A 22,237-nucleotide genomic window follows, 5' to 3' on the forward strand; every position below is an offset into this window, starting at 1 on the left:
TTTAATATAATTTATAAACAATTTATATTTAAAAACATTTCTACAAAGGTATCTTTTTATACAAGAAATCAAAATTGAAAATGGTTTATTCGATATGAACATCTTACATTTGCAAAAAACAGTTCGTTGAGCAAGCAGCACATTGTAAATCAGTATCAAAAATCTGCCAATGTTTCGCAGATACTTTTAGCACTTCAGCAAGAAAAAAACCATTTTCAACTTACGAATTTGGTCGGATCTTCATTGTCTTTTGTTATTTCTGAAACTTTTAAAAAAGCAGACAAACCATATCTTTTAATTTTTAATGATAAGGAAGAAGCTGCCTATTATTTAAATGATTTAGAACAACTGTTGGGCGATAAAAATGTACTTTTTTATCCTGGTTCCTATAGAAGACCTTATCAGATAGAAGAAACGGACAATGCAAATGTTTTATTGCGTTCAGAAGTTTTAAACAGAATTAATTCTCGTAAAAAACCTGCTGTAATTGTTACCTATCCAACAGCGTTATTTGAAAAAGTTGTTACCAAAAAAGAACTTGAAAAAAACACCCTAAAAGTTGCAGTAGGAGAAAGTTTATCTCTTGATTTTGTAAACGAAGTTTTATTTGAATACAAATTTAAACGTGTAGATTTTATTACTGAACCCGGAGATTTCTCTGTGAGAGGTGGTATTATAGATGTTTTTTCTTTTTCTAATGATGAGCCTTATAGAATAGAATTTTTTGGTGATGAAATTGATAGTATTAGAACTTTTGATGTAGAAACTCAACTTTCTAAAGAGAAACTGAAAAAAGTTTCTATCATGCCAAATGTTGAAAATAAAACCTTGCAAGAAAACAGAGAGAGTTTTCTAAAATATATTTCTTCAAAAACAGTTGTTTTTGCAAAAAATATTGATTTGATTTCTGGTAAATTAGATAAATTTTATGCAAAATCTGAAGAGGCCTTTAATGATTTATCTAAAGAAATTAAGCACGCAAAACCAGTAGAATTGTTTTGTGATGGCGCTTTTATTACAAATCAATTAAAAGATTTTACAGTAGTTAACTTTGATGAAAAAAGAAATGCTGTATATAAAAATGAGGTGATCAATTTCAACACAAAACCTCAACCTTCATTTAACAAAAAATTCGACTTATTAATTGAAGATTTAAACGAACATCATACAGCAAAATTTACGAATTATATTTTCTGTGCAAATGAGCAACAAGCAAAACGTTTTCATGATATTTTTGATGATGCAGAACAAGGTGCAACTGAACTTAACCCAAGCAAAGTACATTATGAAACTGTGGTTTTTCCATTATACCAAGGTTTTGTAGATATAGACAATAAATTAGTTTGTTATACAGATCATGAAATTTTTGAACGGTATCATAAATTCCGACTCAAAAATGGTTATGCTAAAAAACAAGCCATCACACTTCAAGAATTAAACAAACTTGAAATTGGAGATTATGTAACACACATGGACCATGGAATTGGAAAATTTGGTGGTTTACAAAAAATTGATGTTCAAGGAAAAAAACAAGAAGCTATAAAACTTATTTACGGAGAAAGAGACATTTTATATGTAAGCATTCACTCACTTCATAAGATTTCAAAATTCAACGGAAAAGATGGAAAAGCACCCAAAATTTATAAATTAGGTTCTGGTGCTTGGAAAAAAATTAAACAAAAAACCAAAGCTAGAGTTAAACATATTGCGTTTAATTTAATTCAATTGTACGCAAAAAGAAAACTACAAAAAGGCTTTGCTTATGGTCCAGATACTCATATACAGCACGAGTTAGAAGGAAGCTTTATGTATGAAGATACGCCAGATCAATTTACTGCTACGCAGGATGTAAAAAACGATATGGAAAAAGAACAACCCATGGATAGGTTGGTTTGTGGTGATGTTGGTTTTGGTAAAACAGAAGTGGCAGTAAGGGCCGCTTTTAAAGCTGTAGACAATGGCAAACAAGTGGCTATTTTAGTTCCTACAACTATATTGGCTTTTCAACATTATAAAACGTTTTCTGAAAGATTAAAAGACTTTCCTATCAAAATTGATTATTTAAATCGTTTTAGAACTGCAAAACAAAAAAATAACGCAATAGATGGCGTAAATGATGGTTCTGTAGATATTATTATTGGCACACATCAACTTACAAACAAACGTTTACAATTTAAGGACTTAGGACTTTTAATTATTGATGAAGAGCAAAAATTTGGTGTTGCTGTAAAAGACAAATTAAAAACGTTAAAAGAAAATGTTGATACCCTAACGCTAACAGCTACGCCAATCCCTAGAACTTTGCAGTTTAGTTTAATGGCGGCAAGAGATTTATCAGTCATAAAAACTCCACCACCAAACAGACATCCCATAGAAAGTAACGTAATTCGTTTTTCTGAAGATGTAATTAGAGACGCAATCTCTTATGAGATCTCTAGAGGAGGACAAGTTTTTTTCATTCACAATAGAATAGAAAACATTAAAGAAGTTGCGGGTTTAATACAAAGATTGGTTCCTTCTGCTAGAGTTGGTATTGGACATGGACAAATGGAAGGCAAAAAACTAGAAACATTAATGCTCGGCTTTATGGACAATGAATTTGATGTATTGGTTTCCACAACTATCGTAGAGAGTGGTTTAGATGTACCAAATGCAAACACCATTTTTATTAACAATGCCAACAACTTTGGTTTGTCAGATTTACATCAAATGCGTGGTAGAGTTGGGCGTTCTAATAAAAAAGCGTTCTGCTATTTTATAACTCCGGCCTATCACATGATGACAGATGACGCCAGAAAACGGATAGAAGCATTGGTGTTGTTTTCTGATTTAGGTAGCGGAATTAATATTGCCATGAAGGATTTAGAAATTCGTGGAGCTGGAGATTTATTAGGTGGAGAACAAAGTGGTTTTATCAATGATATTGGGTTTGACACCTATCAGAAAATATTACAAGAAGCTATTGAAGAACTAAAAGAAAATGAATTTAAAGATTTGTATCCAACAGATACTTCAAAACCCAAAGAATTTGTAAAAGAAGTTACCATAGACACTGATTTTGAGATTCTTTTTCCGGACGATTATATTAACTCCGTTACAGAAAGATTGAGTTTGTATAACAAGTTAGGAACTCTAAAAACTGAAAAAGAATTGCAAGTTTTTGAGACTGAAATTATAGATAGATTTGGTGAAATTCCTACAACAGTAGAAGACCTTCTAGATTCTGTTAGAATAAAATGGTTGGCCAAAGAATTAGGTTTAGAAAAAATTATTCTAAAACAAAAAAGGATGATGGGCTATTTTGTAGCCAATCAACAAAGTGATTTTTACCATACAGAAGCCTTTACAAGAATGCTAAAATATGTACAGCAGAACCCTAAAAGTTGCGTAATGAAAGAAAAAGAGTCTAAAAACGGATTGCGCTTATTAATTACTTTTATTAGAATTGATACCGTAAAAACCGCTTTAGGAATTTTACAAAGAATATAATTAACTATTAGGTCTTGTTTTTAGAAAACTATTAATCAGAATTTAAAACTTCTCTACGGCATTTGAGGAGACAATTAGAAAAAATATAGAATGGCTTCAATATTTGGGCATGCATTTGTTTCCGTTGCACTAGGAAAAAGTTTTCCTAAAAAACATCAAACTTTTAAGCTGTTTTTAATTGCAATCATTTGCGCTGTGCTTCCAGATGCAGATGTTATAGGCCTTCAATTTGGTATTTCTTATGGAAGTTTCTGGGGTCATAGAGGCTTTTCTCATTCCATACTTTTTGCATTATTACTTGGTATAATAGTAACTTTTATTTTCTATAGAAAACAACTTTTTACAACAAAAGGACTTATTTTATTGTTGTTTTTCTTTTTATGCACAGCTTCTCATTCAATTTTAGACGCAATGACTTCTGGCGGAAAAGGAGTCGCTTTTTTCTCTCCTTTTAATAATGCTCGTTATTTTTTTCCTTGGAGACCTATAAAAGTTTCACCCATTGGAATCTCAAGATTTTTTAGCGAACGAGGTGTAAAAGTAATTCTAAGCGAATTAATTTGGATTGGAATTCCGGGTTTAATTTATATGACAATAATTTTCACAATAAGAAAATTTAGAAAAAACAATTAATGGAAAACACACATACTAAAAACCTATCGGTTTTATTATTAGCCACTCTTTTTATAAGTACTTCTGGTGTTTTAGGAAAATATATTGCCATGCCAGCGGAGGTAATAATTTTCTTCAGAGCTATTATTGCTTCCTTTTTTATTTATATTTTTTGCAGAATAAAAAAAATAGATTTAAAAATAAAATTTAAAAAAGATTATTTTTCTTTTGCGGTAAACGGCTTTTTTTTGGCAGCACATTGGGTTACTTATTTTTACGCATTAAAACTTTCTAATGTTGCCTTAGGAATGTTATCTTTATATACTTTTCCGGTAATGGCTGCACTTTTAGAACCATTTTTCTCTAAACAAAAACTAAATAAAATCCATGTTTTATTTGGGGCTCTTGTTTTAATAGGTGTCTTTATTTTAATACCAGATTTTTCTCTAGAAAATAATGAAGCCAAAGGTATTTTATTAGGTGTGCTTTCTGCTTTATGTTATGCGTTAAGAAATTTAACTACAAAAAAACATGTAACAAACTATAACGGAAGCACCATTATGTTTTACCAATTAGTAATTGTAACTGCTTTATTACTGCCTGTTTTATTTTTTAGTGATATCTCTAACTTTGAAAGTCAATTTCCTTTATTATTGTTAATATCCTTATTAACAACAGCCATTGGCCACTCAATGATGGTACATTCTTTACAACACTTTTCTGTTGCAACCGCAAGTATTATTAGTAGCATTCAGCCTGTTTTTGGTATTATTTTAGCCTACATTTTTGTAAATGAAATACCTAACATTAATACAATAATTGGCGGAAGCTTAATCTTATTAACTGTAATTATAGAAAGTGTAAGAAGCAAAAAATAAAGTTGTATTAATTAAAAGCAACTGTTTTTCTACTCTGAAGCCATAAATAAAACTGCAATCCAAATAAAATAGCGCCAGACAACAAATGTGTTGCTTGTGTACCTAAAGGAAACTCTGCATAATACATTAAAACACCAGTAACGGTTTCTAAAAAGATTAAAAACACAATCCAATTTACTAGTTTGTAACCCAGTTTTTTTACTTGATTCATATAAAACATTCCTAAATTTACCAACACAATGGCAATGGTAAACGATCTATGAAAATAAAACTTTAAACTAGGATTCATTAAACTATAATCTTTGTTTTCGAAACCAAAAAGTTTTACTTGTTCATCTATAAATTGCCTTACTTGTGTACCTAATGCAATTTGAATTAAAGAAAAAATAACAGAAACAATTAGTAGTTTATTAAAGACAGCATTGTATCTATAAATCCTTTTTCTATCAGAATTTATAAATTTTAATTGTAATAATAGTGCAATTATAATTAAGCCAATAACCATGTGAATGGTAATTATGGTGGGTTTTAAATTGGTATCTACCACAGTTTTTCCTAACCAAGCCTCTACCAACATTAAAAAGAAAGCTGTATAAGCTAAAAGCGGAATCCGTTTGTCTGTTTTCCAGAATTTTGTTGCACTATAAATTAAAAATAAGAAAACAAAACCTGCTAAAACAGATGACAATCTATTAATATATTCTGTCCAAGAATGGTATTTATTAAACGTTGCGTAATTATGTTTTGTGTAATTTGCCCAATTATCTTTATTAAATTCAGAAGCTGTTTTAATGTTTTTTTCAGCAACAAACAAAGCTTCGTCTTTAATAATGATAAACCCTTTTTTAAATTCTGAATTTGGTTTCCAAGTAATTTGTTCTTCTGAAGTTGGCGGAATGTAATAACCAAAACATTTTGGCCAATCTGGGCAACCCATTCCAGAACCTGTCATTCTTACAACAGAACCCGCTAAAAAAATTAAATAAACAGAAATAATAGCAATTTGTACAATTTTTGGAAATCTATTTTTCATCAGAAATAAATATTTGTACAAAAATAAGGCAAAAAGAAAGGCTGACTATAAAAATAGCCAACCTTTTGTAATGTAAGAAAAAATAAATATTAGATAACTTTAACGTCAACCGCGTTTAAACCTTTTCTACCTTCTTTTAAGTCGAACTCAACTGCATCTCCTTCTCTAATTTCGTCAATCAATCCTGAAACATGGACAAAATATTCATCATTTGAACCATCTTCAATTACGAACCCAAATCCCTTAGATTCGTTAAAAAATTTTACTGTACCGTTTTTCACTGTAATAATATATTATGTTAATAAGTTACAAATATACTCATTTTTAAACTGATTTTAATTTTTTTAACGTAACTGTTTTTATTTCATTCTAAAATTAGGTGTTTTTATCAATTCTAAAAAGGGATTTTTCTATGATAAAAATTCCTTTTTAGGAATGTCAACAGAATCAAGTGCTAAGGTCTATTTGTTTTTTTTAAATACTGTATATCAAAACATTATATTTCTATTTATTTTGATGATAATTGAAAAAAAAAATCAATTTGTTAAAAACTTCAAGGGATTTGTGAATAAGTATGACTTTCATTTCGAAGCAAAAAAAGGCATCTTTGTATGAGTTGCCCCCTACCGATTAATTAACAATTAAATAACCTTATTCTACCGTGGAAATTACGCACATCATAAAAAGAGACTCAGATACCACCATTTTTGAGTTAGAGAAAATTACAAATGCCATAGAAAAAGCAATGCTTACTGTAAATCACGGTAGTAGAAAAGATGCAATTGCTATTTCTAATATTGTACATGGTACTTTATTAGAAACTAAATTAAATGAACCTAATTATACGCCAACAGTAGAACAGGTACAAGATATTGTTGAATATAAATTAATGGACAGCCCTTTTCATGATGTTGCAAAGGCGTACATTTTATATAGAGATGAACAAGCAAGAAGTAGAAAACCTAATATTTTTGAAAAAAGAATAAATTTAAAACCGTATGATTATCCTGCATTAGGAGAATATGTAGACGCCATTAGACATTCTTATTGGATTCATACAGAGTTTAATTACACCAGTGATATACAAGATTTTAAAACATCTCTAACAGAGGTAGAAAAAAATGCAATTAAAAATACCATGTTGGCAATTTCTCAAATAGAGGTTGCAGTAAAAACTTTTTGGGGAGACATTTATAAAAAAATGCCAAAACCAGAAATTGGTTCTGTAGGAGCCACTTTTTCTGAGAGTGAAGTGCGTCATCATGATGCTTATTCTCATTTATTAGAAATTTTAGGATTAAATAATGAGTTTAAAAACTTAAAGAAGAATCCTGTAATTATGAAACGTGTAAATTATTTAGAAGGCGCGTTAAAAAATGTAAATAGTGAAGATAATCAAGAATTTTCTGAATCTATCATTCTATTTTCTCTATTTATAGAGCACGTATCATTGTTTTCTCAGTTTCTAATTATTATGGCTTTTAACAAACATAAAAATGTTTTAAAAGGTATTTCTAATGTGGTAGAAGCTACTTCTAAAGAAGAGCAAATTCATGGAGATTTTGGTATTGATCTTATTCAAATTATAAAAGAAGAAAATCCAGATTGGTTTAGTGAAGAGCATAATTTATTGGTTCAAGAAACTTGTAAAGAAGCTTTTCATTCCGAAAGCAAACTAATTGATTGGATTTTTGAAAAAGGAGAATTAGATTTTTTACCAAAAAATATCATTAAAGAATTTATTAAAAACAGGTTTAATAACTCTTTAGAAAGTATTGGTATCTCAAAAATATTTGATGTAGACCAAAAATTATTGGCAGAAACAGATTGGTTTGATGATGAAATTATTGGAACCAAACATGGCGATTTCTTTGTAAAGAGATCTATTAATTACAGTAAAAGAACAAAAAGTATAACAAGCGACGACCTATTTTAAATGATGAACCTAAACGACACCAAAAAAACCACTGAACTTACCGAACACGAAAGATTAATTCAAGTAAGAAACGCTACCAGAAAAGAAATTCTTAAAAACACCAATGACCCTGAAATTAAATGGCTAACAAAAAACAGCCGTAAGTTTTTAGAGTCTGGTTATTTAACAGGTAAAACTACACCAGAAGAAAGAATACGTGAAATAGCAGACAATGCAGAAACTATTTTAAAAATTGATGGCTTTTCTGAAAAGTTTTATAAATATATGGCAGCAGGATATTACTCTTTAGCTTCGCCAATTTGGTCTAATTTTGGTAAAAAAAGAGGTTTGCCTATTAGTTGTTTTGGTAGTCATGTTGCAGATGATATGGGAGATATTTTGTTCTCGCAATCAGAAGTTGGTATGATGTCTAAACTAGGAGGTGGTACTTCTGGATACTTTGGTAAATTACGTGAAAGAGGAGCAGATGTTAAAAATAATGGTTCATCATCTGGTTCTGTTCATATTATGCAATTGTTTGAAAAAATGGTTGATGTTGTAAGTCAAGGTTCTGTAAGACGTGGGCGTTTTTCTCCATATTTACCTGTAGATCATGAAGATATAAAAGAATTTTTAGAGATTGGTACAGAAGGTAATCCTATTCAAGAATTAACCCATGGTGTTACCGTTGGTAATGATTGGATGCAAGCAATGATAGATGGTGATGTAGAAAAAAGAAATATCTGGGCAAAAATATTACAAAGAAGAGGAGAAATAGGATATCCATATATTCTTTTTAGAGACAATGCAAATAACGGTACAGTAGATGTTTACAAAGACAAAAAGCATGAAATTTATGCAAGCAATTTGTGTACAGAAATCATGTTACCTTCTAATGAAGATTGGTCTTTTGTTTGTTGTTTATCATCTGTAAACTTATTACACTACGATAAATGGAAAGATACAGATGCAGTAGAAACACTTACCTACTTTTTAGATGCAGTAATGCAAGAGTTTATTACCAAGTTAGAAGTTTTTAAAGACTCACCAGATAGAGATGATCAGTTTACGTTTCGCTTTATGGAAAAAGCCTATAATTTTGCAAAAGAAAATAGAGCTTTAGGTTTAGGTGCATTAGGTTGGCATTCTTTATTACAATCTAAAATGCATGCTTTTGATAGTGCAGAAGCCTATGCTTTAAATAGTGAAATCTTTAAATTGATTAAAGAAAAATCTTACAAAGCATCTAAAGAAATGGCCAAATTGTATGGAGAACCTGCTGTGTTAAAAGGATACGGAAGACGTAACACCACTTTAAATGCAATTGCACCAACTACATCTTCAGCATTTATTTTAGGACAAGTATCTCAAGGAATTGAGCCAATTTGGTCTAATATTTATGTAAAAGATATTGCAAAAATTAAAACAACCATTAAGAATCCTATTTTAGAACAACTTTTAATAGAAAAAGGACAAAACACATCTGATGTTTGGAAAAGTATTAGAGATAACGATGGTTCTGTACAACATTTAAGCATTTTAACAGAAGCAGAAAAAGACGTTTTTAAAACCTATTCAGAAATAGATCAAAATGTAATTGTATATCAAGCTGCAAACAGGCAAAATCATATAGATCAAGGACAATCTATAAACATTATGGTGCATCCAGACATGCCAATTAAAGAGGTAAATGCCGTATATATTAATGCATGGAAATTAGGTGTAAAATCGATGTATTACCAACACAGTATGAATGCTGCACAGAAATTTAAGCAAAAGAAAGAATGTGCTAGTTGCGAAGGGTAATTAGTATGCTAAATAAAGATAAGAGAAGTCGAAAGGCTTCTCTTTAATATGAAATAATTAAAATATTTTATTTGAGATAAAAACAATAAGCATAAAAAAAGCGATACTAGACATATCGCTTCTTGGTAATTTATCTAAATCTTTAGCCGTCGGAAGCAAAAATTAGTTAATTGAAAAGGATTTTGAGAATACTCAATCTCCGTTTTGTTCTTCAAAATTACAAAATACGATTCTCTTCACCAAGTTATTTTTCTAAATTTTTAACAAGTTATATATGGGTAATGTCCATGTTTTAGACTTGATAACAGAGTTATTAACATAAAAACAAATAGTGTTTGACTCTATAATACAGAAAATAATGGAATATCAAATTTCAATAAATCCTTTAGTAGATTTTTTTAAAGGTACAGAATCAAAAAAAAGAAGAATAATTAGAGATCAAAAAGATCCATCAGTTTTAAGGGTTGGATGGTATCAAACCTCTAGAGCGGGTATAAAAAAATCTCTAATAAATAAAGGTGAAAGAGATTTCTTAATTGAAGGAATAGAGCGATTAAAAACCAAAATTGTAAATAAACCCCAACAAATTGCAAATAGGCAAGTTTCAATCGAAGCAATGAAACGCTTTCTAAGTTTTAAAATACCCGGTTTTTTTAAAAATCATAATTTAGAAATAATTAAAGAGAAAAATGTGAAATCAACTTTTATTAATAAGGTTGAAGTAAAGGTTTCCCCTGATATTATTTTTATTATTCATCATAATGAAACTAAATATATTGGAGCTGTTAAGCTACATCTTTCAAGTAGCAATATATTTGACAATAAACAATCAAGATTTATTGCTACAATATTGAATAAATACCTTTTAGAATTATCACATAAATACAACGCCGAGGTTTTACCTGAATTGTGCTTATCGATTGATATATTTGGAAGTAGTACAATTTCTGCACCAAAAGATTATTATAAATCTATAAAAGAAATAGAGCTTATTTGTGAAGAAATTAAATCACTATGGAAGGTTGCATAATTAAATAAACAGAAAGAGAAGTCGAAAGGCTTCTCTTTTTTTTTGAAGCTATTTCCAGTTTGGAGTTTATCTTGAGCGCAGTCGAAAGGCAAAAAAGGGCTCAAACAAATGCTTCAATCTGGGCTAGAAAATCTCTTTTTTGTTTTTCAAATTATAAATCTTATGTTTACATAAACTTTTTAGAAACTCGAACTTTTTTTAGATGATTAAAAAACTCTTATTTGCTGCATTTTTAGTTATCGTTGCAGTAATATTATACTTCAACCCTAATTTTAAAACCATCGCTGCGGGTGTTGCCATTTTATTATTTGGTATGGGTATGTTAGAAGAAGGGTTTAAAGTGTTTACCAAAGGACCTCTTCAAAATATATTAAAAAAAACCACAGATAAATTATATAAAAGTATCACCGCAGGTGCAATAGTAACCGCTTTACTACAATCTAGTTCTTTAGTTTCTGTTATCACAATTTCTTTTATAAGTGCAGGTTTAATAACACTTTCTGGTGGTTTAGGTTTAATTTTTGGCGCCAATATTGGTAGCACAGCAACCGCTTGGTTGGTGGCTGGTTTTGGACTAAAAATAAACATTGCTGCCTTAGCAATGCCAATGATCATTTTTGGACTCGTTTTTAATTTTCAAAAAAAAGAAACTTTAAAAGGAACCGGAAATGTTTTAGCAGGTCTGGGCTTCTTCTTCTTAGGAATCTATTTTATGAAAGAAGGGTTTGATGTTTTTAGTTCTCATATAAACTTAACAGAATATGCCGTTTCTGGTTTTAAAGGAGTACTAATATATACCGTAATTGGTATTGTAATTACCGTTGTTTTGCAATCTAGCGCAGCTTCATTGGTATTGGTTTTAACTGCTTTAGCAGCTGGTCAAATAGAGTATGAAAATGCGTTGGCCCTGGCCATTGGCGCAAATGTTGGCACAACTATTACCGCTGTTTTGGGTTCATTAAATTCTAATATTGCTGGTAAAAGATTGGCAGGCGCTCATTTAATATTTAATATTGTTACTGGTATTACAGCGTTAGTTTTAATTTATCCTTTGGCAAAATTGGTGAATACTATAGCGGTTTTGGTACATATTGGCAACACAGACTACACGTTAAAATTGGCATTATTTCATACCATATTCAATATTATTGGTGTTATTTTAATGGTACCATTTATTAAAACGCTTGAGAATTACTTATTAAAAGTATTTAAAGAACAAAATAATAAAGAAGTAGACGATCCTAAATATTTAAATGAAGCTGTATTAAAATTTCCAGGAACTTTAGTTTCTTCTCTTTTAAATGAATCTAAATATTTATACAAAAATGCAATTTATGAAATTGTAGCTCATGCCCTAAATGTACATAGAGGTGCTATAAAATCTGATGAAAAAATTAAAAAAGTAGTACAGAATTCTACAGAAAAACTACAGGTTGATGTAAATCAATTGTACTACAATAAAGTAAAAAATATTTATGGACAAATTATCAGTTTTGCTACAAGAGGCCAACAAGATCTTAAGCTCACAAAAGATCAAAATAAAAGATTGTCTGAACTAAAATTAGCCAACCGAAAAATGGTTGAAATTATTAGAGATACAATAGAGTTAGAGAAGAATGTAACAATGTATTTAAATTCTGATAATGAGCACATTAAAAAAGAGTACGATAAATTTAGAAAAAAAGTTGTAAAAGTATTAAGGGTGATTTATTTGTTTAGAAAAAATGAAGACAAAGACGAATATTATAAGCAATTAATAAAACTAAAAAAAGCTGCAAAAACTGCCTTACAAGCAGATAATAAATCTATAAATAAACTCATAAGGAGAAACCTGATTACAACAAATATGGCATCTTCTATAGTAAACGATAATGTAAATGTGAACGATTTAATTATGAAATTAATTCAGGTTGCCGAATTGTTGTATTCAGAAAAAGATTCAATTTTAGAAAATGATAAGTAACTTATTTTAAGAAGACTAATTAAAATAAACAGCTTCAAAAACCGCTAAAGGAGCTCTTCTGCCCACATTTAGTTGTAATACATCATCTTTTACAGTATAATTATCTGCTAAATTTAAAACCTTTAAAAAAGTAGATTCATCTATATTAGGGCAAAACCTTTGCGTTACCGCCAACTTACCAATTGTAATGCTGTTTCCTTCTTTTAAAGTAAATTGGCCAGCAATAGAATTACAACCTGTAAAACCTTTGATACTATTATCATGTTTTTTTAAAGAGATAAAAATATCACGTTCTTGATTTTTATCCATTTTAACTACTTTACCCTGTAGTGTTTTTAGTTTCCAATATTTTCCGGTGATAGCAGTATCAAAAGAATCTTCTTGTTGTTTTTTTACAGAACTACAACTCATTATAGTTATTAGTATTAAGTTGATTGCGATTAATTTAACTTTCATAAATATTTTTTTTGTTAAAAAATAAAAATAGGCTTACTTGACAACATAATAAACTAAAAATTATTAAAATCTTTATAAAATTTTGAGAACAAAAATTGGTTTGTATTGTTTTGCTTTCGTTTTATCAACCCAAAATAATAGTTTGTACTTTTACACATCAAATTTTATAATTCATATATAATGAACTGGGAACAACTCCTTTCTTTAAAACGCTTTGGGGATACACAAAAACGCGAGAGAATAGCACAAGACGAAACTCGTTTGGGTTTTGATGTCGATTTTGATAGAATTATATTTTCAACTGCATTTAGAAGTTTACAAGACAAAACACAGGTAATTCCGTTATCTCATACAGACTTTGTACACACACGATTAACCCATAGTTTAGAAGTTTCTGTGGTGGGTAGAACTTTAGGGAGAAGAGTAGGAAAAGTGTTATTAGAACGTCATCCTAACTTGGTAAATTTAGGCTACACTTTTAACGATTTTGGGGCAATTGTTGCTGCAGCTTCTATTTCTCATGATATAGGAAATCCACCTTTTGGTCATTCTGGAGAAAAAGCTATTGGTGAATATTTTAAAACAGGAAAAGGTGCAAAATACAAAGACAAATTAACAGAAAAAGAATATCAAGATTTAATAGATTTTGAAGGAAACGCCAACGGATTTAAAATTTTAACAGAATCTAGAGTGGCAATTCCGGGTGGTTTGCGTTTAAGTTATGCTACTTTAGGAGCCTTTTTAAAATACCCAAAAGAAAGTCTGCCTAAAAAACCAACCCATCATATAGCTGATAAAAAGTATGGTTTTTTTCAATCTGATAAAACCGCATTTTTAGATCTTGTTCAAGATTTAGGGATGAAACAAAAATCAGATTCTGCGGTTTCTTTTTACAGACATCCATTGGCCTATTTAGTTGAAGCAGCAGATGATATTTGTTATACTATCATCGATTTTGAAGACGGAATTAATTTAGGTTTAATTGAAGAAGAGTTTGCCTTAGAATACATGATAAAGCTGGTAAAAGATACTATTGATAGTAGAAAATACCATTCGTTAAAACATAAAACAGACCGCGTTAGTTATTTAAGAGCTTTGGCAATTGGTGTATTAATCAACGAAGCGGTATCTATATTTTTGGCTAATGAAGAAGCTATTTTAAAGGGTACTTTCGAAAAATCTTTATTAGAAAAATGTAAGTACGAAGCACAAATTAACGACATCATAAAAATAAGTGTCGATAAAATTTATAAAAGTACAGAAGTTGTAGAAAAAGAGGTTGCCGGATATAGAATTATTGCAGATTTATTAGATGTTTTTGTAAACGCTTTAAACAATAAGTTTGATGGAAATCCATCTAATTTTGATACGCTGGTATTAAATTTATTACCAGAAGAATATCAAACAGAAACAGACAAACTGTACATCAGAATAATGCAAATATGCAGTTACATCTCTAGAATGTCAGACAGTTACGCTATTCGAGTACATAAAAAAATAACTGGAAATACCATATAATTCTTAAAAATATTAACTAAATTTGATCATTACCTTAAAAATTTAACATTATGAAGAAAAAAATACTATCAACACTATTACTAGTAGCTGTAGTTGGAGTCTATTTTGTTACCAAACAAGATAGTACCCAAACCAAAGAGAAATCTTACATTGTTACTCCTGAAGGGGTTATAAAACCAATAGATAAGACTAAAAATAAAAGACAGTTGTATTCTATTGAAAGAGAATTGTATGAGTTTAACATGCAAAAAAATCCTGTTACAGGAATAATTCCTATTGAAGAAAAGAAAAAAGAATATGAAGTTGCTTTAAATATAAAACAAAAAGCAGGTTTACAAAGAGAAACTACAAGTACTTATGTATCTAGAGGCCCTTCTAACTTAGGAGGTAGAACAAGAGCCTTTGCGGTAGATGTTTCAGACCCAACTAGCAACACAATGCTTTCTGGTGGTATCAGCAGTGGTTTGTTTAGATCTACTAACGGTGGTGCAGATTGGACCAAAGTTTCTAACCCAACAGAAGTACACAATGTTAGCTGTATAGCGCAAGACACAAGAACAGGTTTTGAAAACATTTGGTATTATGGTACTGGTGAATTCTCTGGTAATTCTGCCTCATTAGGATCATCTTACCGTGGACACGGTGTATACAAATCTACAAATAGCGGATTAACTTGGACCAAATTGCCTGCAACAGATTCTAGTTTTACTTCATTTGATAGCTATTTCGATTACATAAATGCTATGAAAGTGAACCCAATTACAGGAGATTTAATCATTGCTACTTCTGGTAGAATTTATAGATATGATGGTACCAACATGAATATTGAATTATCATTAACTGGTGGGAATGTAGATTGGACAGACGTAATAGTAACAACTTCAGGTAAAGTATATGCCGCTTTTGATGGTGGTTCAACTTTAGAAGGTGTTTGGTATTCTCCTACAGGAAATGGTTCTTGGACTCAGATTGCCAAAAACGGTACGCCAACAGATTGGGCAGCAACTGGTAGAATTGTATTAGCAGAAGCTCCTTCTAGTGATGGAACTATTTATGCTTTGTATGCCAATGGTAACACAGGTATAGAAGCAGATTTATGGAAATATGAGCCATTTTTAGGTACTTGGGTAAATTACTCTGCTAAACTACCAGATGAACCAGGAGGAGATACTTCAGGGAACGATCCTTTTGCAATTCAAGGAGGGTATGATTTAGTAATCACTGTAAAACCAGACAATCCAAATTTTCTTGTTATTGGTGGTACAAACGTTTATAAAATTGCAGATATTACTGTAGATCCTACTTTTACAAGAATAGGAGGTTATTTAAACAATACTGGTTATGCACAATATAATGTGGGTGGTGTTACACATCACTCAGATATTCATTCTTTAGAATTTGACCCAAATAACAATAATTTACTTTATAGTGGTACTGATGGTGGTATTCATAAAACAGCAGATATTAATGCAGCTAGTATTCCTTGGGAAAGTTTAAATAATAATTACATCACCTATCAATATTACCACGTTGCAATAGACCCATTAACAGGTAGTAATTTTGTTATTGGTGGTGCACAAGATAATGGTACTACTATGGGTGGTACAGATGCAGGTTTACCAGACAACACAACTATGAACAATATTTTTAGTGGAGATGGTGTAGCTGTAGGTATTGCTAGAAGAGATGCAGATGCAAATTTACAACTATTTGTAGGTGTACAACAAGGTAGAATTTGGTCTAATTATCCTGCCGGATATACCGAAATTACACCAACAGGAGCTCCTTCTGGAGCCGCGGCACAATTTATTACCTATTATTACCTAGATCCAGATAATAATGATAATTTATATTATGCAGGAAAAAACACTTTATATACAACAGCTACCGCCGCAGCCATAACTGCTGCAACTTGGGTAAACGCCGGAAGTTTAAGTACAGGAGAAAATCTAAGAACATTTGCTACTACTAGAGGTACTTACGATCCTTTTACAAGTTTATTATTAATTGGAGGTGAAAGCGGTGGGATTTTTAAAAAATCAAACCCAGCAGGAACAGCTGACATTAGCACTGCAATTAACATTACACCAACAGGAGCTAGTACAACCGATGGTACTGTAGTAAGTGGTATTGCAATTCATCCAACAAATCCTGATATTGCATTAGCAGTGTATGCAAATTATGGAATTGATAACATTTTTATAACTACAAACTTAACCTCGGCTACACCAACATGGACTATGGTAGAAAGAAATTTATCTGCCCACTCTATTCGTTCTGCGGCAATTGCAACTGTAGGTGAAGAAATTGTATATTTTGTAGGTACAGCTAGAGGCTTATACAGCTCTACAGATCCAACCAGTACAGATTGGGATATGGAAGGTGCTAATAGCATTGGTCTTTCAATTGTTAGTTCTATGGTTTACAGAACTTCAGACAAAAAACTTTTAATTGGTACACATGGTAACGGAATGTTTGAAACAACAGTAGAAGGAACTTTAGCTGCTAATAATTATGAAAAAAATTCTTTAGCCGTTTCTCTATATCCTAACCCTACACAATCTGTATTAAATTTAAAAAGTAGTTTAGTAGATGTATCAAAAAATGTTAATTATAGCATTGCTGATATTAACGGAAAAACTGTAAAACAAGGCCTTACAAACGGCAGCAAAGTAAATGTAGAAAACTTAAAATCTGGAGTTTATATTATTAATTTACATGCCGACGGAAAGAAACAAACCGCGAAATTTGTTAAAAATTAATTTATAAAATCTATTTTCATGAATAGAAAACACACAATAGGAGTCTTTTTGTTAGTACTAATAATGAGTTGTAGCACCAAATATAATTTAGAAAAAAAATCTATTTTAAATTTTAACAAATCTTATTATACTGAGTATGCTTCACCTATAAAAGGAGGGGAATCTGGTTTTAATATTTATCTACTTATGGATAACATTATAGACCCAGAAACAAAAAACGTACTAATAGAAGGTATTTATTTTAAAGACAAATATTGTAAACTTAAAAATCAAGGTTCTAATAAATACCAAGGTTTTATTGGATTTAAAGGTTTCTTAGAAGTAGATGATTTTGAACATAAAACTTCAGAAAACAGTAAAAATAAAGTTATAACAGAAGAAATTCCTTTTAAATTAGAAGAAAATGAAGCTGTTATTAAATACAATGTAGAAGAAAAACAGAAATATGTTAAAATTGTTCTCATTAAAAAACAAGTTTCTGAGTTTCCAATGTAACATTTTATAATGTATGTTGAAAGACTGTCTGAAAAGGCAGTCTTTTTTTTTATAAATTAGAAAGATAAAAAGCCAAACTTTTTGAGTCTAAACCAATTTGGTGTTGGAGTCTTGTAACATTTCCATGAGTTACAAATTCATCAGGAATTCCTAAAACTTTAATTTTATTTTGATAATTGTTTTCTGCGGAAAATTCTAAAATTGCAGAACCAAATCCACCTTTTATGGTTCCATCTTCAACACTAATTATGGTCGTATACTTCTTAAAAATTTGATGTAACAATTTTTCATCCAAAGGTTTTATAAAACGCATATCATAATGGCCAATTTCATCACTTTTTGTTGATAAAAAAATGGCTTCCGTAACATTTTTAGCAATTGTTCCTATTGATAAAATAGCTGTTTTATTCCCTGTTTTAAGGCAAGTTCCTTTTCCAATTTCAATTTCTTCGAAAGGTTTATGCCAATCAATAATAGTTCCTGTTCCTCTTGGATACCGAATAGCAATGGGGCTTTTTAAGCCTAATTGAGCCGTATATAAAATATTTCGCAATTCAATTTCATTGCTTGGTGCAAAAATAATAATATTAGGAATACATCTTAAATACGCAATATCAAAAACACCATGATGCGTTGCACCGTCTTCACCTACTAAGCCTGCCCTATCTAAACAAAAAACTACTGGTAATTTCTGTATTGCAACATCATGAATTACCTGATCGTATGCTCTCTGTAAAAAGGTAGAATAAATGTTACAAAAAGGAATTAAACCTTGTGTTGCCATACCAGCTGCCAATGTTACCGCATGTTGTTCTGCTATACCAACATCAAAAGTTCTTTGAGGAAATTTCTCCATCATAAATTTTAACGAACTTCCTGTTAACATTGCGGGTGTAATTCCTACAATTTTATTATTTTGTGCTGCTAATTCTACCATTGTTTTCCCAAAAACATCTTGGAATTTTGTGTACAAACTAGCTGGTTTTTTTTCTCTAATTCCAGAAATTTTATCAAATTTTCCAGGAGCGTGATATGTTACTTGGTCTTCTTCAGCTTGCTGTAAACCTTTGCCTTTTGTGGTAATTATATGTAAAAATTTAGGTCCTTTTATTTTTTTTAATCGCTCTAATTCTGATAGAACTTTAGGCAAATTATGTCCGTCTATTGGTCCAGAATAATTAAAATTTAACGCTTTTATAATATTATTTTGTGCCGCTAATTTTCTATCTGTTTTAACTTTGGTTAAATACTCTTTTAATGCTCCTACAGAAGGATCTATTCCTATAGCATTGTCATTTAAAATAATAAGTAAATTTGCTTTTGAAACACCTGCATGATTCAACGCTTCAAAAGCCATTCCGCTTGCAATAGAAGCATCGCCAATAACAGCAATATGATGTTTTTCCGTTTCTCCTTTTAAGTTAGATGCAATTGCCATTCCTAAAGCGGCAGAAATAGAAGTTGATGAATGCCCAACACCAAATGCATCAAAATCACTTTCATTTCTTGATGGAAAACCAGCAATACCTTTAAATTGTCTGTTGGTATGAAAAATATGTTTTCTGCCTGTTAAAATTTTATGTCCGTATGCTTGATGTCCAACATCCCAAACTAATAAATCATTTGGCGTATCAAACAAATAATGAAGCGCAATGGTAAGTTCAACAACACCTAAACTTGCGCCCAAATGACCTTCTTTTGTTGCTACCACATCAATAATAAACGCACGCAATTCTTTTGCCAACTGCGGCAACTGCGTTGGATTTAATTTTCTTAAATCTTGTGGATTTGATATGCTATCTAACAAATTTTTCATCTTTTTGCAAAAATACAATTTCAAATATTGTGTTCATAAAAACAACCTGTAAAGAAATACAAATCTATTGTAAATAAATTACTTAATTTTACTCGATTAAAAATAGATTAGATGATACAACCTTTTGACGATACTTATTTTATGAACAAAGCTCTACAAGAAGCAACGACTGCTTTTGATAAAGGAGAAGTTCCTGTTGGCGCTGTTATTGTTTTTAAAGACCAAATTATTGCAAGAGCGCACAATTTAACAGAAACCTTAAATGATGTAACCGCACATGCAGAAATGCAAGCTTTTACGGCTGCAGCCGATTTTTTAGGAGGAAAATACTTAAAAAATTGTGTGTTATATGTAACCTTAGAACCTTGCCAAATGTGCGCTGGCGCAAGTTATTGGGCACAAATTGGTAAAATTGTTTACGGAGCATCTGAACCCGAAAGAGGTTTTATCAACCTAAAAACAACCATACATCCAAAGACAAAAATTGTAGGGGGAGTTTTAGAAAATGAATGTGCGAATCTTTTAAAGCGTTTTTTTATCGAAAAAAGAAATTTGAATTAAGAACAATTACTTTTTGTACAAATCTGGCGTTACAGCAATATTCATTACAAACTCACCATTTTTATCAAAATAACTATAATCTAAGGTAATATTATTTTTACGAAAGGGTTTTAAATCATCATTTTCTTTTACAGATTTAATAATTGCTGGTGTTGTATATTTATTTACGGTATCTAAATCTACTTCTGCCTTTAAAGAATTTACAAGGGTATAATAATATATAAATTTAGTTTTTCCTACAGAAGCGGCACTGTCTAATCTTGTGAAGTCATCTATTTGAATAGGTGCTTGTTTATTTAATTCAATAACCGCATTTTTTAATTCCGAAGCCACTTCATTTTTAAAAAAGTATTGCACTACTAAATAAGAAACCGCAAAAGCAATAATACCTACTATAATGCCAAAAGTTTTTCCTTTCTTCTTTTTATTTTCTTCTTCTTTCATTTTATAGTGTGCTAATTAATCTCTAGACATAAATATTTGTAATACATACCAAAACAACAACATTAAAGAGGCAAATAAACCCAATGCAGCCGGAATATAATCTTCTGTTCCGTACTTATTTACAAGATTAGATGTTTGGTATAAAATTGCACCTCCAGCTAATAAACACATTCCTACAGAAAACCACAAACCTAAATTAAAACCAAACAAAGCACCTGCAACAATTAACCCCATTGCAATAAAAAAACCAACGGTTAAACCAGATTTTAAAAATGAAAAATCCTTTTTTGTGATAAAAACTACCGAAGAAATACCCACAAAAAGTCCGAGTGTTACAATAGCAGCTTGCTGTATTAAAGCATAACTTTCTGTATACACAATTGCCATATATAAAAGTGGAACAAAAATAATAGCCTCTGCCAAAATATAAATTACATAAGCCAAATATTGCATGTTTTTATCTGCAGATTTTAAAGCAATACTTTCTGCATAATTGGTTATAAACATAAAGCCACCTAGCATAATTAGCCATTTGTAACCTTGTGTCATAGACAACATAAACTCAACAATAGCAGAGCTTTGCAGCAATAAATATTCAAATAAAACAAAAAGTAAAACTCCACCAGCAACATGGGCATAGGTTTTTTTGTAAAAATCTACTCGTACTTGATCTGTAGTTTCTGAAAGTAATATTTTGTTTTGAAAAGTGTTCTCCATAATAACGTAAAATTAGACCGCAAATATATTCATTTTGATGCTAGAAAATCATCCCTTTTATACCTTTTTAATCACATTAGTAACAATGCCCCAAATGATAAAATTATTTTCTTTGGTAATTTTTATAATAGGATAATTTGGATTTTCTGGTTGCAGCCAAATTTCATTTTTTCCAACACGTAATCTCTTTACAGTAAATTCTCCGTCTAAAAAACAAACCGCAATTTTGTTGTTGGCAGGTTCTAAACTTCTATCAATTACCAATAAATCATTATCATCTAAACCTGCACCTATCATAGATTGCCCTCTTACTTTTGCATAAAAAGTGGTGTCTTTATTTTTAATTAATTCATCATCTAAAGAAATTCTAGTTTCACCAAAGTCATCGGCAGGTGATGGAAATCCGGCAGAAATACCAGAATCAACAAAAATAGCACCATTTCCTGAGGGAGCTTTTGGTGTGTAAAAAGTGAGTGTATCTAAAGTCATTTATTTTTTTATATTGAAAATCATTATTTTACTGTAAGATAAAAACAGTACAGCTATAAAAATACCAAAAAATGCTTTTTAAAGCTAGATTTTTAGAATAATTATTTCCCAAAGTTAATTATTGGAAGTATTATTCTTAAGTAACTGAAAACCAATAGATTTATGTACCTAAGCAGAACAACAACTATTATCTGTAAATTTAGGAAACTGTTTTTGTATTTTTGTATAGATGAAACAACTTTCAAAAAAAAAT

Annotated in this window: 18 protein-coding genes; 11 read left to right on the forward strand and 7 right to left on the reverse strand. The window is 30.4% G+C overall.

What is annotated here, in order from left to right:
• Positions 1–126: 126 nt before the first annotated feature.
• From mfd to ACSHW5_RS05135, 3 genes are all read left to right on the forward strand, one after another.
• Positions 127–3,489, forward strand: a complete 3,363-nt coding sequence (mfd, locus tag ACSHW5_RS05125; protein WP_435675033.1) for a transcription-repair coupling factor — start codon at positions 127–129, stop codon at positions 3,487–3,489.
• Between the two features lie 90 nt (positions 3,490–3,579).
• Complete coding sequence (locus ACSHW5_RS05130; protein WP_435675034.1) at positions 3,580–4,122, forward strand: metal-dependent hydrolase; 543 nt, start codon at positions 3,580–3,582, stop codon at positions 4,120–4,122.
• Positions 4,122–4,979 carry a DMT family transporter gene (locus tag ACSHW5_RS05135; RefSeq protein WP_435675035.1) on the forward strand — a complete coding sequence of 286 codons (858 nt, stop codon included), beginning with the start codon at positions 4,122–4,124 and terminating at the stop codon, positions 4,977–4,979. Before ACSHW5_RS05130 ends, ACSHW5_RS05135 begins: the two co-directional genes overlap by 1 nt.
• A gap of 7 nt (positions 4,980–4,986) precedes the next feature.
• On the opposite strand, the gene ACSHW5_RS05140 is transcribed toward ACSHW5_RS05135, so the two are convergent.
• Positions 4,987–6,012, reverse strand: a complete 1,026-nt coding sequence (locus ACSHW5_RS05140; RefSeq protein WP_435675036.1) for a COX15/CtaA family protein — start codon at positions 6,010–6,012, stop codon at positions 4,987–4,989.
• A gap of 89 nt (positions 6,013–6,101) precedes the next feature.
• A complete protein-coding gene (locus tag ACSHW5_RS05145) occupies positions 6,102–6,293 on the reverse strand; it encodes a cold-shock protein (RefSeq protein WP_435675037.1) in 192 nt (63 codons plus the stop codon).
• Between the two features lie 380 nt (positions 6,294–6,673).
• On the opposite strand from ACSHW5_RS05145, the gene ACSHW5_RS05150 reads away from it, so the two are divergent.
• From ACSHW5_RS05150 to ACSHW5_RS05165, 4 genes are all read left to right on the forward strand, one after another.
• Positions 6,674–7,948 (forward strand): ribonucleotide-diphosphate reductase subunit beta, encoded by a 1,275-nt coding sequence (locus ACSHW5_RS05150; RefSeq protein WP_435675038.1) that lies wholly within the window; start codon positions 6,674–6,676, stop codon positions 7,946–7,948.
• 3 nt (positions 7,949–7,951) lie between these two features.
• A complete protein-coding gene (locus ACSHW5_RS05155) occupies positions 7,952–9,733 on the forward strand; it encodes a ribonucleoside-diphosphate reductase subunit alpha (RefSeq protein ID WP_435675121.1) in 1,782 nt (593 codons plus the stop codon).
• A gap of 358 nt (positions 9,734–10,091) precedes the next feature.
• Entirely contained in the window at positions 10,092–10,763 is a 672-nt protein-coding gene (locus ACSHW5_RS05160) for a hypothetical protein (protein WP_435675039.1), read from the forward strand.
• A 202-nt stretch (positions 10,764–10,965) separates the two neighbouring features.
• On the forward strand, positions 10,966–12,726 hold the full coding sequence (locus ACSHW5_RS05165; protein WP_435675040.1) for a Na/Pi cotransporter family protein: 1,761 nt from the start codon (positions 10,966–10,968) through the stop codon (positions 12,724–12,726).
• Positions 12,727–12,741: 15 nt separating this feature from the next.
• On the opposite strand, the gene ACSHW5_RS05170 is transcribed toward ACSHW5_RS05165, so the two are convergent.
• Positions 12,742–13,182 (reverse strand): META domain-containing protein, encoded by a 441-nt coding sequence (locus tag ACSHW5_RS05170; protein WP_435675041.1) that lies wholly within the window; start codon positions 13,180–13,182, stop codon positions 12,742–12,744.
• A gap of 180 nt (positions 13,183–13,362) precedes the next feature.
• Between ACSHW5_RS05170 and ACSHW5_RS05175 the strand changes: the two genes are divergently transcribed.
• The 3 genes from ACSHW5_RS05175 to ACSHW5_RS05185 are packed head-to-tail and all read left to right on the forward strand — an operon-like array spanning position 13,363 to position 17,957.
• Positions 13,363–14,700, forward strand: a complete 1,338-nt coding sequence (locus tag ACSHW5_RS05175) for a deoxyguanosinetriphosphate triphosphohydrolase (RefSeq protein WP_435675042.1) — start codon at positions 13,363–13,365, stop codon at positions 14,698–14,700.
• A 50-nt stretch (positions 14,701–14,750) separates the two neighbouring features.
• A complete protein-coding gene (locus tag ACSHW5_RS05180) occupies positions 14,751–17,462 on the forward strand; it encodes a T9SS type A sorting domain-containing protein (protein WP_435675043.1) in 2,712 nt (903 codons plus the stop codon).
• A gap of 18 nt (positions 17,463–17,480) precedes the next feature.
• On the forward strand, positions 17,481–17,957 hold the full coding sequence (locus ACSHW5_RS05185) for a hypothetical protein (RefSeq protein WP_435675044.1): 477 nt from the start codon (positions 17,481–17,483) through the stop codon (positions 17,955–17,957).
• A 49-nt stretch (positions 17,958–18,006) separates the two neighbouring features.
• Here the strand turns inward: ACSHW5_RS05185 and dxs are convergent, their stop codons facing one another.
• Positions 18,007–19,773 (reverse strand): 1-deoxy-D-xylulose-5-phosphate synthase, encoded by a 1,767-nt coding sequence (gene dxs / locus ACSHW5_RS05190; protein ID WP_435675045.1) that lies wholly within the window; start codon positions 19,771–19,773, stop codon positions 18,007–18,009.
• Positions 19,774–19,884: 111 nt separating this feature from the next.
• Here dxs and ACSHW5_RS05195 point away from each other — a divergent pair, with 111 nt between their 5' ends.
• Positions 19,885–20,334, forward strand: a complete 450-nt coding sequence (locus ACSHW5_RS05195; protein WP_435675046.1) for a nucleoside deaminase — start codon at positions 19,885–19,887, stop codon at positions 20,332–20,334.
• A gap of 6 nt (positions 20,335–20,340) precedes the next feature.
• On the opposite strand, the gene ACSHW5_RS05200 is transcribed toward ACSHW5_RS05195, so the two are convergent.
• Genes ACSHW5_RS05200 through ACSHW5_RS05210 form a run of 3 tightly spaced genes read right to left on the reverse strand, consistent with a single transcriptional unit; the run spans position 20,341 to position 21,984 of the window.
• Entirely contained in the window at positions 20,341–20,778 is a 438-nt protein-coding gene (locus ACSHW5_RS05200) for a hypothetical protein (RefSeq protein WP_435675047.1), read from the reverse strand.
• Between the two features lie 15 nt (positions 20,779–20,793).
• Complete coding sequence (locus ACSHW5_RS05205) at positions 20,794–21,495, reverse strand: Bax inhibitor-1/YccA family protein (RefSeq protein ID WP_435675048.1); 702 nt, start codon at positions 21,493–21,495, stop codon at positions 20,794–20,796.
• 57 nt (positions 21,496–21,552) lie between these two features.
• Positions 21,553–21,984, reverse strand: coding sequence for a LexA family protein (locus ACSHW5_RS05210; protein ID WP_435675049.1), 432 nt, complete (start codon positions 21,982–21,984; stop codon positions 21,553–21,555).
• Positions 21,985–22,237 lie beyond the last annotated feature (253 nt).

It is taken from the genome of Polaribacter sp. (assembly GCF_051251875.1).
Lineage (GTDB): Bacteria > Bacteroidota > Bacteroidia > Flavobacteriales > Flavobacteriaceae > Polaribacter.

Excerpts from the sequence above, each read along its gene's own strand:
- ACSHW5_RS05130 (WP_435675034.1), top strand. The coding sequence starts at position 3,580 with ATGGCTTCAATATTTGGGCATGCATTTGTTTCCGTTGCACTAGGAAAA.
- ACSHW5_RS05135 (WP_435675035.1), top strand. The coding sequence starts at position 4,122 with ATGGAAAACACACATACTAAAAACCTATCGGTTTTATTATTAGCCACT.
- ACSHW5_RS05140 (WP_435675036.1), bottom strand. The coding sequence starts at position 6,012 with ATGAAAAATAGATTTCCAAAAATTGTACAAATTGCTATTATTTCTGTT.
- ACSHW5_RS05155 (WP_435675121.1), top strand. The coding sequence starts at position 7,952 with ATGAACCTAAACGACACCAAAAAAACCACTGAACTTACCGAACACGAA.
- ACSHW5_RS05160 (WP_435675039.1), top strand. The coding sequence starts at position 10,092 with ATGGAATATCAAATTTCAATAAATCCTTTAGTAGATTTTTTTAAAGGT.
- ACSHW5_RS05165 (WP_435675040.1), top strand. The coding sequence starts at position 10,966 with ATGATTAAAAAACTCTTATTTGCTGCATTTTTAGTTATCGTTGCAGTA.
- ACSHW5_RS05170 (WP_435675041.1), bottom strand. The coding sequence starts at position 13,182 with ATGAAAGTTAAATTAATCGCAATCAACTTAATACTAATAACTATAATG.
- ACSHW5_RS05175 (WP_435675042.1), top strand. The coding sequence starts at position 13,363 with ATGAACTGGGAACAACTCCTTTCTTTAAAACGCTTTGGGGATACACAA.
- ACSHW5_RS05180 (WP_435675043.1), top strand. The coding sequence starts at position 14,751 with ATGAAGAAAAAAATACTATCAACACTATTACTAGTAGCTGTAGTTGGA.
- ACSHW5_RS05185 (WP_435675044.1), top strand. The coding sequence starts at position 17,481 with ATGAATAGAAAACACACAATAGGAGTCTTTTTGTTAGTACTAATAATG.
- dxs (WP_435675045.1), bottom strand. The coding sequence starts at position 19,773 with ATGAAAAATTTGTTAGATAGCATATCAAATCCACAAGATTTAAGAAAA.
- ACSHW5_RS05195 (WP_435675046.1), top strand. The coding sequence starts at position 19,885 with ATGATACAACCTTTTGACGATACTTATTTTATGAACAAAGCTCTACAA.
- ACSHW5_RS05200 (WP_435675047.1), bottom strand. The coding sequence starts at position 20,778 with ATGAAAGAAGAAGAAAATAAAAAGAAGAAAGGAAAAACTTTTGGCATT.
- ACSHW5_RS05205 (WP_435675048.1), bottom strand. The coding sequence starts at position 21,495 with ATGGAGAACACTTTTCAAAACAAAATATTACTTTCAGAAACTACAGAT.
- ACSHW5_RS05210 (WP_435675049.1), bottom strand. The coding sequence starts at position 21,984 with ATGACTTTAGATACACTCACTTTTTACACACCAAAAGCTCCCTCAGGA.